Source organism: Falsirhodobacter algicola (assembly GCF_018279165.1).
Lineage (GTDB): Bacteria > Pseudomonadota > Alphaproteobacteria > Rhodobacterales > Rhodobacteraceae > Falsirhodobacter > Falsirhodobacter algicola.
This window is the reverse complement of sequence record NZ_CP047289.1, coordinates 470,623-485,512: the sequence shown is the minus strand read 5'-3', so window position 1 is coordinate 485,512 and position 14,890 is coordinate 470,623. Positions and strand designations below refer to the sequence as shown.

General features: G+C 65.5%; 11 protein-coding genes. 7 read left to right on the top strand and 4 right to left on the bottom strand.

Annotated features, from left to right (window positions below):
- Positions 1 to 82 precede the first annotated feature (82 nt).
- The 3 genes from glgB to GR316_RS02465 all read right to left on the bottom strand — a co-directional run bounded on the left by glgB (position 83) and on the right by GR316_RS02465 (position 5,792).
- Positions 83 to 2,257, bottom strand: coding sequence for a 1,4-alpha-glucan branching protein GlgB (gene glgB / locus GR316_RS02475; RefSeq protein WP_249218798.1), 2,175 nt, complete (start codon positions 2,255 to 2,257; stop codon positions 83 to 85).
- A gap of 12 nt (positions 2,258 to 2,269) precedes the next feature.
- Positions 2,270 to 4,651: a glycogen/starch/alpha-glucan phosphorylase gene (locus GR316_RS02470; RefSeq protein WP_211785073.1), complete on the bottom strand. Its 2,382-nt coding sequence runs from the start codon at positions 4,649 to 4,651 to the stop codon at positions 2,270 to 2,272.
- Positions 4,652 to 4,718: 67 nt separating this feature from the next.
- Entirely contained in the window at positions 4,719 to 5,792 is a 1,074-nt protein-coding gene (locus GR316_RS02465) for a dipeptidase (protein WP_211784483.1), read from the bottom strand.
- A 116-nt stretch (positions 5,793 to 5,908) separates the two neighbouring features.
- Between GR316_RS02465 and GR316_RS02460 the strand changes: the two genes are divergently transcribed.
- The 6 genes from GR316_RS02460 to GR316_RS02435 all read left to right on the top strand — a co-directional run bounded on the left by GR316_RS02460 (position 5,909) and on the right by GR316_RS02435 (position 12,812).
- The gene (locus GR316_RS02460; RefSeq protein ID WP_249218796.1) at positions 5,909 to 6,883 is read left to right on the top strand and encodes a sugar-binding transcriptional regulator; all 975 of its coding nucleotides are present in this window, start codon (positions 5,909 to 5,911) and stop codon (positions 6,881 to 6,883) included.
- 153 nt (positions 6,884 to 7,036) lie between these two features.
- Positions 7,037 to 8,353 (top strand): ABC transporter substrate-binding protein, encoded by a 1,317-nt coding sequence (locus GR316_RS02455; protein ID WP_211784482.1) that lies wholly within the window; start codon positions 7,037 to 7,039, stop codon positions 8,351 to 8,353.
- A gap of 74 nt (positions 8,354 to 8,427) precedes the next feature.
- On the top strand, positions 8,428 to 9,300 hold the full coding sequence (locus GR316_RS02450; protein ID WP_211784481.1) for a carbohydrate ABC transporter permease: 873 nt from the start codon (positions 8,428 to 8,430) through the stop codon (positions 9,298 to 9,300).
- A gap of 1 nt (position 9,301) precedes the next feature.
- Positions 9,302 to 10,132 (top strand): carbohydrate ABC transporter permease, encoded by an 831-nt coding sequence (locus GR316_RS02445; protein WP_211784480.1) that lies wholly within the window; start codon positions 9,302 to 9,304, stop codon positions 10,130 to 10,132.
- Between the two features lie 11 nt (positions 10,133 to 10,143).
- Positions 10,144 to 11,136 carry an ABC transporter ATP-binding protein gene (locus tag GR316_RS02440; protein ID WP_211784479.1) on the top strand — a complete coding sequence of 331 codons (993 nt, stop codon included), beginning with the start codon at positions 10,144 to 10,146 and terminating at the stop codon, positions 11,134 to 11,136.
- Between the two features lie 203 nt (positions 11,137 to 11,339).
- On the top strand, positions 11,340 to 12,812 hold the full coding sequence (locus tag GR316_RS02435; protein ID WP_211784478.1) for a mannitol dehydrogenase family protein: 1,473 nt from the start codon (positions 11,340 to 11,342) through the stop codon (positions 12,810 to 12,812).
- A 44-nt stretch (positions 12,813 to 12,856) separates the two neighbouring features.
- On the opposite strand, the gene GR316_RS02430 is transcribed toward GR316_RS02435, so the two are convergent.
- Positions 12,857 to 14,014, bottom strand: a complete 1,158-nt coding sequence (locus GR316_RS02430) for a M20 aminoacylase family protein (protein ID WP_211784477.1) — start codon at positions 14,012 to 14,014, stop codon at positions 12,857 to 12,859.
- A gap of 63 nt (positions 14,015 to 14,077) precedes the next feature.
- Here GR316_RS02430 and mazG point away from each other — a divergent pair, with 63 nt between their 5' ends.
- Complete coding sequence (gene mazG / locus GR316_RS02425) at positions 14,078 to 14,878, top strand: nucleoside triphosphate pyrophosphohydrolase (RefSeq protein WP_211784476.1); 801 nt, start codon at positions 14,078 to 14,080, stop codon at positions 14,876 to 14,878.
- The last annotated feature ends 12 nt before the right edge of the window (positions 14,879 to 14,890 follow it).

Here is a 14,890-nt window from a genome sequence, read left to right as displayed (position 1 = left end):
ATGCGAAAACGGTCCGGCGGGTAGCGAAAACTGGGGTCGGCCTGCAACGTATCCTCCTTCGCGCCCTCCCCGGCGCGTATGTTCAGTCCTGTCGGAACACCACGACCGACAAAGGCGGCAGTCGTATCTCGGCCGAATGGGGCCGACCGTGCCATGGCTGGTCCTCGGCGTGGATGCGGCCGAAATTGCCGCGATCCTGCCCGCCATAGATGGCGGCATCGGTGTTCATCACCTCGGCCCATGTGCCGCCCGAGGGCAGCCCGATGCGATAGGGCCGGTCCACGGGCGTCATGTTCACGGCCACGACGATCGGCGGATCGCCCGCAGCGCCCCGGCGCAGGAACACGAAGACCGACGCCTCGGCATCGCCCGCCTCGATCCATTCGAACCCGTCGGGACGCGAATCATGGTGATGCAGCGCGCCGTTCGAACGATAAAGCGTGTTCAGATCCCGGATCAGCCGCTGCACCCCCCGATGTTCGGGAATATCGAGCTGGTGCCAATCGAGGCTCTGCTGATGGGTCCATTCGCGCCCCTGCGCGAATTCGCAGCCCATGAACAGCAGCTTCTTGCCCGGATGGGTCCACATGAAGCCGTAATAGGCGCGCAGGTTGGCGAACTTCTCCGCCCCCTCGCCCGGCATCTTGGCGATCATGCTGCCCTTGCCGTGCACCACCTCGTCATGGCTGATCGGCAGGATGAAATTCTCCGACCATGCGTAATGCAAGCCGAACGTCATCTGGTGATGGTGGTATTTGCGGTGGATCGGGTCCTTCTGGATGTAGGACAGGGTGTCGTTCATCCAGCCCATGTTCCATTTGAACCCGAACCCAAGGCCCCCCTGATCGACGGGCCGCGACACGCCGGGGAAGGACGTGGATTCCTCCGCCGCCGTCATGATCCCAGGATAGGTGCCATAGGCCGCGACGTTCATGTCGCGCAGCATGGCGATCGCCTCGAGGTTCTCGCGCCCGCCATGGATATTGGGCACCCATTCCCCATCGGCCCGCGAATAATCGCGGTAGAGCATGGAGGCCACGGCATCCACACGCAGTCCGTCGACGTGATATTCCTCGAGCCAATAGAGCGCGTTGGCGGTGAGGTAGTTCTTCACCTCGCGGCGGCCGTAATTGTAGATCAGGGTGTTCCAGTCCTGATGGAACCCCTCGCGCGGGTCGCCATGCTCATAGAGCGGCGTTCCATCGAACCGGCCCAGCCCGTGAATATCCGACGGGAAATGCCCCGGCACCCAATCGAGGATGACCCCAAGCCCCTTGCGATGCGCCGCATCGATCAGGGCGCGGAACTCGTCCGGGGTGCCGTGGCGGATGGTCGGGGCGAAGAGGCCGATCGGCTGATAGCCCCAGCTGCCATCGAACGGGTATTCCGAAACCGGCATGAATTCGAGATGGGTGAACCCCATGTCATGGGCGTAATCCACCAGCTGATCGGCCAGTTCGACATAGGACAGCATCCGGTCGCCCGGCGCGCGCCGCCAACTGCCCAGATGCACCTCGTAGATGGAGATGGGGGCATCGACGCCGTTCTCGCGGTGCCGCCGCTCCATCCACTCGTCATCGCTCCAGAGCGGGCCACCGAGATCGCGTACGACCGAGGCCGTCGCCGGGGCATGTTCCGAGCCGAAGCCGACGGGATCGGCCTTGTGGGGCAGGATCTCCCCGGCCGCGGTGCGGATCTCGTACTTATAGCTTTCCCCGACGCCGACCCCCGGCACGAAGATCTCCCACACGCCGGTGGCACCGCGCTGGCGCATCGGGTGGCGGCGCCCGTCCCAGAAGTTGAACCCGCCGATGACCGAAACGCGCTGCGCGTTCGGCGCCCAGACGGCGAAATGCGTGCCCCCGACGCCCTCATGCTCCATGGGATGCGCGCCCAGCGCGTCCCAGAGTTGATGATGCGTCCCCTCGCCCAGAAGGTATTCGTCGATCTCGCCAAGGACGGGGCCGAAGCGGTAGGGATCGTCCACGATCCATTCGGCGTCCCCGGCCACCGCGCGGATGCGATACTCGCGGGATTTGGTCTTGCCGACGAAGAGGCCGGGGAATCCCGGAACCTCGGTCGTAGCGCCGCCCGGTTTCAGCCAGACCTTCTCGGCTCCGGGCTGCCAGACGGTCACGCGCCATTCCTTGCCGGCCGGATGCGGCCCGAGGAACGCGAACGGATCGCCGTGCCGTCCTTCGCAGATCGCCTGCGCCGCCTGCGGATCGATCCTCGCCGCCGCCCTTGCCCCCGTCACGCGCGGTTCACCTCATATAGCCGGGTCGATGTCCCAGATGTCGTTCATGTAACCGCGGATCGTGCGGTCGGAGCTGAAATAGCCCGAGCGGGCCGTGTTCAGCGCCGCCATCTTCAGCCAGCGGTCGCGATCAGAGAAGGCGCGGTCCACCTCCCCCTGCGCTTGGATGTAGGAGTCGAAGTCCGATGCGACCAGGAAATAATCATGGTTCCACACGCGGTGAACCAGCTGGTGATATCGCTCCGGCTCATCGGGCGAGAATCGCCCCTCGGCGATCATCTGCAGCACGTCCAGAAGCGGCTGGCTGGCCTCGATCGCGTGGCGGGCATGTTCGGGATCCTCGCGGCGTTTCACCACCTCTTCGGCGGTCAGACCGAAGAGGAAGAAGTTGTCCGCCCCCACCTCCTGAAGGATCTCCACATTGGCGCCGTCCAGCGTTCCGATCGTCGGGGCGCCGTTGATCATGAACTTCATGTTCCCCGTGCCCGACGCCTCCTTACCGGCGGTGGAGATCTGCTCGGACAGGTCCGCCGCAGGCACCAGCCGTTCGGCCATGGAGACGTTGTAGTTCGCCGGATACACCACCTTCAGCAGATCGCCCGTGACGGGATCGTTGTTCACGACCGCGGCCACGTCATTGATCAGATGGATGATCTCCTTGGCGACGGCATAGCCGGGGGCGGATTTCCCGGCGAAGATCTTCACGCGCGGTACCCATCCGGCATCGGGATTTTCCCGGATCGCCTTCCAGCGGGCCACCGTTTCGAGGATGTTCAGAAGCTGGCGCTTGTATTCGTGGATGCGCTTCACCTGCACATCGAACAGCGCGTCGGGATCGACGACGACGCCCGTCGTGCGCTGAAGCCATGCGGCAAGGCGCACCTTGTTCGTGCGCTTGGCCTCTCCGAAGGCCCGAAGGAAGGCGGGGTCCGTCACATGCGGCTCCAGCGCCTTCAGCCGGTCGAGATCCGCCTCCCAGCCGCTGCCGATCGTGTCGGTGATCAGGCCCGACAGCGCCGGGTTGCACATCTTCAGCCAGCGGCGCGGCGTCACGCCGTTCGTCTGGTTGATGATGCGGTCGGGGTGCAAGGCGTTGAGTTCGGGGAACAGGTTCTTGCGCACCAGATCGGTATGCAGCGCCGAAACCCCGTTCACCCGGTGCGAGGTGATGAAGGCCAGCTCCCCCATCCGCACCTCGTGATGCTTCACGATGCCGACGTAATGCGGGCGGGCGCGATGCTCCTCAAGGTGCCAGCCGTCGATCTGCTCCACGATCTGCATATGGCGCGGCAGGACGGTGCCGAAGGTGTAGGTGGACCACCGCTCCAAAGCCTCGGGCAGAAGGGTGTGGTTGGTATAGCCGAGGCAGCGCTGGGCGATGTGCAGCGCCTCGCGGAACTCCATCCGGTGATCATCGACCAGAAGGCGGATCAGTTCGGCCCCGGCGATGGCGGGATGGGTGTCGTTCATCTGGATCGCGACATGCTTGGGCAGCGCGCGCAGATCGGCATGGGATTGCAGATAGCGGCGCAGAATGTCCTGCAGCGCGGCCGAGGTCAGGAAGTATTCCTGCTTCAGGCGCAGTTCCTTGCCCTGATAGGTGGTGTCGTCCGGGTAGAGAACGCGGCTAAGGGTGCGGGCCAGCGTTTCGGGCTGGGCGGCGGCGGTGTAATCGCCGTGATTGAACCGCTCCAGATCGAAGGGATCGGTCGGGCGCGCCGACCACAGGCGCAGGGTATTGGCCCAGCGCGCCTGCCAGCCGATGACGGGCGTGTCATGCGCCTGCGCAAAGACCGATTCGCCCGGCACCCAGACGGCGGCGCCGTTGCGCGTTTCCACATGGCCCTTGAAGGGGATGACGTACTGCGCCTCGGGGCGGTCGAATTCCCACGGATGGGGATGGTCGAGCCACGTCTCCGGCGCCTCGATCTGCCGCCCGGCATTGAAACTTTGGCGGAACAGCCCGTGTTCGTAGCGGATGCCGTAGCCATAGGACGGACAGCCCAGCGTCGCCATGGATTCCATGAAGCACGCCGCCAGCCGTCCCAGCCCGCCATTGCCCAGCGCGGCGTCGGGCTCATCCCCCACCACGTCGCGGAAATCTTGGCCCAAGGCACGCATCGCGGCCTCGGCCTCTTCGTGCAGGCCGAGGTTGATCGTGGCGTCCTCCAGCAGGCGCCCGATCAGAAACTCCATCGACAGGTAATAGACGCGCTTGCGATCCTCGGCCCAAGTGCGGCGGGTGGCCGCGAACCAAGGCTCCATGATGCGGTCGCGGCAGGCATGGGACAGGGCCATGCGCCAATCGAACAGGGTGGCGTTCTGGGGATCCTTGCCGACGGTAAAGGACAGATGTCGGAGAATGTCGGCCTGAAGGGTAGTTGCGGTCACGATGCATCTCTCTTTGCCAAGAGCAGTGTCATCATGTGAGCGGTCTGCCGCGCCGGTCAAGCGCCGTCGCTCATTCCCCCCATGTGCGGCGCAGCACCGCCAGCCAGTTGCGGTGGAATATCTTCTTCAGAAGCTCGTCATCATAGCCGTGACGGCGCAGCGCTGCTGCAAGCGCAGGCAGTCCTGCCACATCCTTGATCCCTTCGGGCACCGTCGCCCCATCGAAGTCCGACCCGAGGCCGACCCGATTCTCCCCCAATTCGGCGATCAGGTGATCGAGATGGCGGCAGATCGGCTCCCAGCCGATCTCGGCGCCGCGGCGGCCGTCCTCGCGCAGGAAGGAGGTGGCGAAGTTGATGCCGACCATCCCGTCCCGTTCGCGGATCATGTGCAGCTGCCGGTCCGTCAGATTGCGCGAGGACGGGGTGACGGCATGGGCGTTCGAATGGGTGGCGACCAGCGGCGCATCCGACAGCGCGGCGACATCCTCGAACCCCGCCTCGTTCAGATGCGACAGATCGATCATGATCTTCAGCGCATTGCATTCGCGCACCAGCCGTTTGCCGGCATCGGTCAGCCCCGGCCCGATATCCGGCCCCGAGGGGAAACGGAACGGCACGCCATGCCCGAAGATGGTCGGGCGGCTCCAGACCGGCCCGAGGGAGCGCAGGCCAAGCCCGTGGAACAGATGCAGCATATCGAGATCGGCATCGATCGCCTCCGCCCCTTCGATATGCATCACCCCGGCGATCACGTCCTCGGCCATGGCGGCTTCGATCGCGCCGGCGGTCCGGCACAGGCGGAACGCCCCGCCCGACGAACGCTCCATCCACAGAAGATGCCCGGCCATCCCAAGCGCCCAGACCTGCGCCTCGGCCAGGTCCAGCGCCGGAGGCAGCGGCACGTCGTATTGCGCGCCCATCATGTCGCGGTCCACGGCCCGCTCCTCCCGCCCGGCCCGCGGCGAGGGGACGTAGATCGCGAACATCCCGCCCGCGAAACCGCCCGCCTTCATCCGCGGCAGATCGAGATGCCCGGCCCCCTCGCCCGTCAGCCAGATCTCCTCGCGGCGGCGCGGTTCGCGCATCAGACGCAGCAGGAAATCGTTGTGGCCGTCAAAGGCGGGAATCTTCAGGCTCGACATCGCGCATTCTCCGTTTTGCACGGAAGGTGGCATGATCCTGCGGGCTTGGCCATAAGGGAAAGGGCTTCCACCGGCGCGGCGCATCGGCCATAACCTGCGCCTTGGGGAGGACAGATATGACCGAGATGCCGACAAGGGGACGCCGCCTTGGCGCGCCCGACCCCCTGGATGCCGCAGCGCGGGCCGGATGGCTCTATTACGCCGGCGGGCTGACACAGGATCAGATCGCCGCGCAGATGGGCATCTCGCGCCAACGGGCCCAGCGGCTGGTCAGCCGCGCCATGCAGGAAGGGCTGGTGCGCGTCCGGCTGGAACACCCGCTATCGGAATGCCTCGAACTGGAGGCCCGGCTGCGCGACCGCTTCGATCTTCACGAGGTGCGCGTCGCCCCATCCTTGGGCGAGGATATCGACCGCTCGCTCGGCCCGATCGCGGCGGCGCTGTTCGATGCCGTGCTGGGACGGGAGACGACGGGGATCGTCGGCCTCGGCATCGGGCGCGCCCTTGCCGCCATGGCCGCCGAGGTGGAGCATCGCGCCCGCCCCGATCAGACGCTCGTATCGCTGATCGGCAATATCGCCGACGACGGCTCCGGCAGCCAGTTCGAGGTGATCATGACGCTGGCGGCGCGCATCCATGCCCCGCATTTCCCGATGCCCGCCCCCGTGCTCGTCGCCTCGGCCGAAGAGCGGCGCAGCGTGCTGAACCTGCGGGCGGTGCGGACGGTGCGCGATCTGGGCCAGCGGGCGGATGTGATCTTCCTCGGCGTCGGGCAGATGGGCGCACGGGCGCCCCTCCTGACCCAAGGTTTCCTGACCTCGGACGATCTGCATGCGCTAGAACGTCGCGGTGCCGTGGGGGAGATCACGGGGTATGTCTACGATGCGGACGGTCAGTACATCGACACTCCGCTGGGCGAACGTCTGACCTCGGTTCAGGTCCATCCTTCGGCCGAACGGCTGACGGTGGGCGTCGCGGGGGGCAAGGCGAAGATGGCAGCGTTGCGCGGCGCGCTGAAGGGTGGCATCCTGAATGGACTTGTCACGGACGAAACGACCGCACGCGCGCTTCTGGACGGACGACACGACTAAGATGCACGGAAATCGGGCCACCCCGACCACGTTTGCCCAAAGGTTCACCGCAATACGGCCCCACGAAGACGACACAAGGGCCTTGACCTTCCTCACCAGCCGGTGAACATTTGGCAACGAGTTGGGCATATGCTCATTCGCAGGGAGGATACTATGAATACGACCATTCGCGGGCTCATGGGTGCCTGTTGCGTCGCCGCGCTGGGCCTGCCGGCCGCAGCCGAGACGATCACTGTCGCGACCGTCAACAACGGCGACATGATCCGGATGCAAAGCCTCATGGCCGATTTCAAGGATAAGAACCCGGACATCGACGTGAACTGGGTCACGCTGGAGGAGAACGTCCTTCGCCAGCGCGTGACCACGGACATCGCGACGAATGGCGGGCAGTACGACGTGCTGACCATCGGCAACTACGAAGTCCCGATCTGGGCGCGGCAGAACTGGCTTCTGCCCCTGGAAGACATGGGCGCCGATTACGACGTGGACGATTTCCTGCCGGCCGTGGCGCAGGCGCTGACCGTGGACGGCACGCTCTATGCCGCGCCGTTCTATGCGGAATCCGCGATGGTCATGTACCGCACGGACCTGCTGGAAAAGGCCGGGCTGACCATGCCCGAGCAGCCCACCTGGGCCTTCATCACCGAAGCCGCCGAGAAGATGACCGACAAGTCGAACGGCGTCTACGGCATCTGCCTGCGCGGCAAGGCCGGCTGGGGCGAGAACATCGCCTTCTTGACGGCGATGGCCAACTCCATGGGCGCGCGCTGGTTCGATACCGACTGGAACCCGCAATTCGACAGCCCGGAATGGAAGGAAACGCTCGATTCCTACCTGAACCTGATGACGAATTACGGCCCTCCGGGCGCATCGTCGAACGGCTTCAACGAGAACCTCTCGCTGTTCCAGACCGGCAAATGCGGTATGTGGATGGATGCGACGGTCGCCGGTTCCTTCGTGTCGAATCCGGACGATTCCACCGTGGCCGACAGCGTGGGCTTCGCGCCCTTCCCGCACAAGGACGGCGTAGACAACCACGGCAACTGGCTGTGGTCGTGGAACCTCGCGATCCCGGCATCGTCCAAGAAACAGGACGCGGCCAAGGCCTTCGTCGCTTGGGCGACCTCGAAAGAGTACACGAACCTCGTGGCTCAGGAGCAGGGCATCTCCAACGCACCTCCCGGTACGCGCACCTCTCTCTATGAGAACCCCGAATACATCGAAACGGCGGCCTTCGCCGAACCGACGCTGAACGCGATCGAGTCGGCCGACACCCAGAGCCCGTCGGTTCAGGACGTGCCCTATACCGGCGGTCAGTTCGTCTCCATCCCCGAGTTCCAGGCCATCGGCACCGCCGTCGGTCAGGTCTTCTCGGCGGCGCTGGCCGGCACCACGAGCGCGGATCAGGCCCTGTCCTCCGCACAGGCGCTGACCAAGCGCGAAATGCAACGCGCCGGCTACCCGAAGTAATCCGCTGATCCGGCAATAGACACGGGGTGCGGCGGTCTCCGCCGCACCCCATTCGCAACATAAGGACCGCCCGCATGGCCACCCAAGCCTCTCGCGCCGCCGGACGCCTGATGATCTCTCCCGCCGTGATCCTCCTCTTTCTGTGGATGATCGTGCCGCTGGGCATGACGATCTATTTTTCGTTCCTGCGCTACAACCTGCTGATCCCCGGCGATAACCCGTTCACGGGTTTCGAGAATTACCGCTACTTCTTCACGGACCCGAATTTCTGGCCGGCGCTGTTCAACACGCTGCTGCTGGTGGGCGGTGTCCTGCTGATCACGACCGTGGGCGGCATTCTCCTCGCCCTGCTGCTGGATCAGCCCATGTGGGGCCAAGGCGTCGTGCGCGTGTTGGTCATCGCGCCCTTCTTCGTGATGCCGACCGTGTCGGCGCTCGTGTGGAAGAACATGTTCATGAACCCGGTCAACGGCCTCTTCGGCTGGTTGGCGGGGGTGTTCGGTCTTCCGCCCTTCGATTTCCTATCGCAGGCGCCGCTCTTCTCGATCATCCTGATCGTGGCATGGCAGTGGCTGCCCTTCGCCACGCTGATCCTTCTGACGGCGCTGCAATCGCTGGACAGCGAGCAGCTCGAAGCCGCCGAGATGGACGGCGCCGGCCCCGTCAGCCGCTTCTTCCACATCATGCTGCCGCACCTGTCGCGCGCGGCCACGGTGGTCATCCTGATCCAGACGATCTTCCTTCTGTCGATCTTCGCCGAGATCCTCGTGACCACGAACGGCGGTCCGGGCAATGCCTCGACCAACCTGACCTACCTCGTCTATTCGCAGTCGCTGCTGCAATATGACGTGGGTCTGGGCTCCGCCGGCGGCGTCATCGCCGTGATCCTCGCCAACATCGTCGCGATCTTCCTGATGCGGATGATCGGCAAGAACCTGGAGACGTAAGATGGCGCGCGCAAGCACCCCGCAACGCAAGGCGCTGGTCACGGTCGTGGCCTGGCTCATCGCCTTCCTGATCTTCTTCCCGATCCTGTGGACGATCCTGACGAGCTTCAAGACGGAGATCGACGCGATCTCCATCCCGCCGAAGTTCCTCAACTTCCACTGGACGCTGGAGAACTACGCCACCGTTCAGGAGCGCTCGGACTACTTCCAGCACTTCATGAACTCGGTCATCATCTCGGTCGGCTCCACCGTGCTGGCGCTGATCGTCGCGATCCCCGCGGCATGGTCCATGGCCTTCGTGCCGGGCCGCCGCACCAAGGACGTGCTGATGTGGATGCTGTCCACCAAGATGATGCCGGCCGTCGGCGTTCTGATCCCGATCTACCTGATCTTCCGCGACTGGGGCCTTCTGGATTCCCGCACCGGGCTCGTCATCGTGCTGATGCTGATGAACCTGCCGATCGTGGTCTGGATGCTCTACACCTACTTCAAGGAAATCCCCGGTGAGATCCTCGAAGCCGCCCGCATGGACGGTGCCTCGCTCGGCAAGGAGATCGTGTACATCCTGACGCCGATGGCCGTTCCGGGCATCGCCTCCACGCTGCTGCTGAACATCATCCTCGCGTGGAACGAGGCGTTCTGGACGCTGAACCTCACGGCGGTGAACTCCGCCCCGCTGACCGCCTTCATCGCCAGCTACTCCTCGCCGGAGGGGCTGTTCTATGCAAAACTCTCTGCCGCCTCGACGCTGGCCATCGCACCGATCCTGATCCTCGGCTGGTTCAGCCAGAAACAGCTCGTGCGTGGCCTCACCTTCGGCGCCGTCAAATAAGGAAGAATCCCATGGGTCAAATCGAACTCAAAGGCGTGGCGAAGCGGTTCGGCGATGCCGAGGTTATCCCGCCGCTGGACCTGACCATCAACGACGGCGAATTCGTGGTCTTCGTCGGCCCCTCGGGCTGCGGGAAATCGACGCTGCTGCGTCTGATCGCGGGCCTCGAGGATGTCTCGGGCGGCAAGATCGAAATCGACGGCCGCGATGCGACCGCCGAACGTCCGGCACAGCGCGGCCTTGCGATGGTGTTCCAGTCCTATGCGCTCTATCCGCATATGTCGGTGCGCAAGAACATCGCCTTCCCGCTGAAGATGTCCAAGATGCCGCAGGCGGAGATCAACGAGAAGGTAACGAACGCCGCCGAGGTGCTGAACCTCACCAACTATCTCGACCGTCGTCCGGGGCAGCTTTCGGGCGGTCAGCGGCAGCGGGTCGCGATCGGCCGCGCCATCGTGCGCAGCCCCAAGGCGTTCCTGTTCGACGAACCGCTCTCGAACCTCGATGCCGCGCTGCGCGTGAACATGCGGCTGGAGATCTCGGAGCTGCACAACGAGCTGAAGACGACCATGATCTACGTCACCCACGATCAGGTGGAAGCGATGACCATGGCCGACAAGATCGTCGTGCTGCAGGCCGGCCGCATCGAACAGGTCGGCAGCCCGCTGGAACTGTATCGCAGCCCGAAGAACCGCTTCGTCGCGGGCTTCATCGGCAGCCCGAAGATGAACTTCGTCGGCGGCGCCGAGGCGGCCAAATACGACGCGCATGAAATCGGCATCCGCCCCGAGCATGTCTCGGTCGGCGAGACGGGCGCGTGGCGCGGCCGCGTGACGGTGTCCGAACATCTCGGCTCGGACACGTTCCTGCATGTCGAAACCGATCTCGGCCTCATCAACGTGCGCGCGGATGGCGAGGTGAACGTGCGTCACGGCGACACGATCTGGCTGACGCCGAACCCCGCCTGCATCCACCGCTTCGACGCCAAAGGCATGTCGATCTGATCGGACGGCGGGCCCGCCCCCATTGGGGTGGCGGGCTTGCCATCGCGCGATGCGCGGTCCACAACAACCGCCCGGGGGGCGCGCGGATGCGCCTCCCGGGCGACGCCGTTTCCTTCCGGCCGCGCGGTCACGGCGAGACATCCGTGCGGTCCACATCGTCGCCCGGACATGCAACGCCGATGGCGGCAACTGGATGAGCTGACATGAAACTGAACGAAGCCAACCTGAACGCGCTGCCCGCGGGCATCAACGTGCCGAACTACGATCGCAAGGCGCTGACGCCCGGCATCGTGCATATCGGCACCGGCAACTTCCACCGTGCCCATATGGCCGTCTATCTCGACGATCTGTTCGGCATGGGCCTCGACCACGACTGGGCCATCCTCGGCGCCGGCGTGCGCGAGGGCGACGAGAAGATGCGCCGCCTGCTGGAGACGCAGGATTACCTCTCCTCGGTGACCGAACGCGCCCCCGATTCCACCAGCACCCGCATCATCGGCGCGATGCCGGGCTTCGTGCCGGTCGATCCGACCAATGCCCCGCTGATCGCCGCGATGTCGGATGCCGCGATCCGCATCGTCTCGTTGACGGTGACGGAAGGGGGGTATTTCATCGACCCCAAGACCGGCACCTTCAGCCCCGAGCATCCCGCGATCCAGCGCGACGCTGCGAACCCCGACGCGCCGGAAACGGTGTTCGGCGCGATCATCGCCGCGCTGAAGGCCCGCCGCGCCGCCGGTCTTCAGCCCTTCACCGTGATGTCTTGCGACAACGTTCCCCATAACGGCCATGTCACGCGCGATGCGGTGATCGGCCTTGCCCGCCTGTCGGATGCGGAACTCGCCGAATGGATCGGCACCTCGGTCGCGTTCCCCAGCTCGATGGTGGACCGCATCACCCCCGCCACCGGCCCGCACGAGATCCAGATGATCGCCGGCCTCGGCCTCGAGGATGCGGCCCCCGTCACCTGCGAGCCGTTCCGCCAATGGGTGATCGAGGACAACTTCCCCGCCGGTCGTCCGCAACTGGAAAAGGTGGGCGTCACCTTCACCGAAGCGGTGGACGCCTATGAGACGATGAAGATCCGCATCCTGAACGGTGGTCACGCGATCCTCGCCTATCCGGCGGGCCTGCGCGACATCCACTTCGTCCACGAGGCGATGCAGGACGATCAGATCCGCGCCTTCCTCGACAAGGTGGAGCAGACGGAGATCCTGCCGATCGTGCCGCCGGTGCCGGACACGGACCTTTCGGCCTATAAGCAACTGATCCTCGAACGTTGCGCCAACTCGGCCGTGGCGGACACGATCCGTCGGCTGTGCCTCGACGGCTCGAACCGTCAGCCGAAGTTCATCGTCCCTTCCATCCGCGACGTGGTGGCCAAGGGCGGCGATGCGACGGGTCTGATCCTGCTGTCGGCGCTGTGGTGCCGCTATTGCTTCGGCACCAGCGAGACCGGCGCCGAAATCGCCCCCAACGATCCGAGCTGGGAACAGCTGACGCTGGTCGCCGCCCGCGCCAAGGACGATCCGTCGGTCTGGCTGGCGATGCGCGAAGTCTATGGCGATCTGGGCGAGAATGCGGCCGTCGTCGCGCGATTCGATCAGCTTCTGCGCGCGGTCTGGGCCGATGGCAGCCAAGCCGTCATCGCGCGCTATCTGGACGGCACGCTCTGATCCATGCCGGGGGGCCGGACTGCCGGCCCCCCGCATCGCGCCCTTCAGGCGAGGGGCTGCGCGGTTTCCACCAGCCGCGCGAAGAAGGCGGCGCCGATCGGTGCCACCTCGTCGTTGAAATCGTAGCTGTCGCTGTGCAGTCCCGCGCCCGGACCCGTTCCAAGGAACAGATACGCCCCGGGCCGCGCCTCCAGCATATAGGAAAAGTCCTCCGCCCCCATCTCGCGCGGGTGGTCGGCCTCGACGGCCAGCGCGACGCCGCGCGCCACGTCGGCGGCAAAGACGGCTTCTTCGGGATGGTTCACGGTGGGCGGATACCCAAGATCGTACTCCACCACCGCCTCCACGCCATAGGCGGCGGCATGGCCCGCGATCAGCGCGCGGATGCGCTCTTCGGCCAGGCGGCGCACTTCGGGCGTGAAGGAGCGGATGGTGGCGGTCATCCACGCCTCGCTCGGGATGATGTTGGAGGCGCTGCCCGCATGAATCTGCGTGACCGACACCACGAGATTGTCGAGCGCCGATGCGTTGCGCGACACGACCGTCTGCAAGCCCTGCACGAGGCCAGCCATCGCGATCACCGGATCGACGGTCGTGTGCGGCATCGCGCCATGCCCGCCCTGCCCGCGCAACGTGACCGTGACCGTATCAACCGAGGCCATCAGCGGCCCCGGATTGGTCATCATCGTGCCGAAGGGCCGACCCGGCCAATTGTGGATGCCGAAGACGCGGGCGATGTCGAAGCGGTCCATGATCCCCTCGCGCACCATTTCCAGCGCGCCGCCATCGCCTTCCTCCGCCGGTTGGAAGATCAGCGCGACCCGGCCCGAAAAGGCCCGCGTCTCGGCCAGATAGCGGGCCGCCCCCAGCAGCATCGTCACATGCCCATCATGGCCGCAGGCATGCATCGCCCCCGCCCGCTGCGAGGCGTAGGGCAGGCCCGTCACCTCGGTCATCGGCAGCGCGTCCATATCGGCGCGCAGCCCGATCACCGGGCCGGGGCCCTGCCCCTCGATGATGGCGACGATGCCGGTGGTGGCGATCCCCTCATGCACCTCGTCCACGCCGAAGTCGCGCAGGCGGGCGGCGATGAAGGCGGCCGTGTCGTGGCAGTCGAAGGCGACCTCGGGCTGGCTGTGCAGGTGGCGGCGCCATGCCTTCATATCGTCGGCCATGGCGGCGATGCTGTTCGGGACGGGCATGATGGACTCCTGATCCGCGAGGGTTGTAGCTGTCACATGAACCGGAAAACGCGAAGGTCCGCAATGAGCGACGATACCGAAATCACCCGCCTTCTGACGATCATGCGCCGCCTGCGCGATCCCGAGGGCGGCTGTCCGTGGGATCTGGAACAGGATTTCGCCTCCATCGTCCCCTATACGATCGAAGAGGCCTACGAGGTCGCCGACGCGGTGGAGCGGCAGGCATGGGACGAACTGCCGGGCGAGTTGGGGGATCTGCTCTTGCAGGTCGTGTTCCACGCGCAGATGGCCGATGAGGCGGGGATGTTCACCTTCGAGGATGTCGCCCGCGCCATCGCCGACAAGATGGTCGCGCGCCATCCCCATGTCTTCGGCGCGGACGCCGCCCGCAACACCGAGGCACAGTCCGAGGCGTGGGAGGCGATGAAAGCCGCCGAGCGTGCGCAGCGGCGGGAAACGCGCGTTCTGGACGGTGTCGCCCTCGGCCTGCCCGCCGCGACGCGGGCGCTGAAGCTGCAAAAACGCGCGGCGCGCGTCGGTTTCGACTGGCCCGAGGTCGATCAGGTTCTGGCCAAGATCCTCGAAGAGGCCGGGGAACTCGTCGAAGCTCGAAACACCGCCGCCCCCGAGGAGATCCGCGACGAATTCGGCGATCTGCTGTTCGCGGTCGTGAACCTCGGGCGCCATCTCGGGGTCGATCCCGAAACCGCCCTGCGCGGAACCAATGCCAAGTTCACCCGCCGCTTCGCCTTCATCGAAGATCGCCTTGCCGCCGAGGGCCGCACCCCCGCCGACAGCACGCTGGAGGAGATGGACCGCCTTTGGGATGCGGCAAAACGGCAGGAACGTGCCGACAGGCGTTAACCAATTTGCAAC

What these genes read in the sequence shown, in the direction of transcription:
- GR316_RS02465 (WP_211784483.1), bottom strand. Translation starts at nt 5,792, where the DNA reads ATGTCGAGCCTGAAGATTCCCGCCTTTGACGGCCACAACGATTTCCTG.
- GR316_RS02460 (WP_249218796.1), top strand. Translation starts at nt 5,909, where the DNA reads ATGACCGAGATGCCGACAAGGGGACGCCGCCTTGGCGCGCCCGACCCC.
- GR316_RS02455 (WP_211784482.1), top strand. Translation starts at nt 7,037, where the DNA reads ATGAATACGACCATTCGCGGGCTCATGGGTGCCTGTTGCGTCGCCGCG.
- GR316_RS02450 (WP_211784481.1), top strand. Translation starts at nt 8,428, where the DNA reads ATGGCCACCCAAGCCTCTCGCGCCGCCGGACGCCTGATGATCTCTCCC.
- GR316_RS02445 (WP_211784480.1), top strand. Translation starts at nt 9,302, where the DNA reads ATGGCGCGCGCAAGCACCCCGCAACGCAAGGCGCTGGTCACGGTCGTG.
- GR316_RS02440 (WP_211784479.1), top strand. Translation starts at nt 10,144, where the DNA reads ATGGGTCAAATCGAACTCAAAGGCGTGGCGAAGCGGTTCGGCGATGCC.
- GR316_RS02435 (WP_211784478.1), top strand. Translation starts at nt 11,340, where the DNA reads ATGAAACTGAACGAAGCCAACCTGAACGCGCTGCCCGCGGGCATCAAC.
- GR316_RS02430 (WP_211784477.1), bottom strand. Translation starts at nt 14,014, where the DNA reads ATGCCCGTCCCGAACAGCATCGCCGCCATGGCCGACGATATGAAGGCA.
- mazG (WP_211784476.1), top strand. Translation starts at nt 14,078, where the DNA reads ATGAGCGACGATACCGAAATCACCCGCCTTCTGACGATCATGCGCCGC.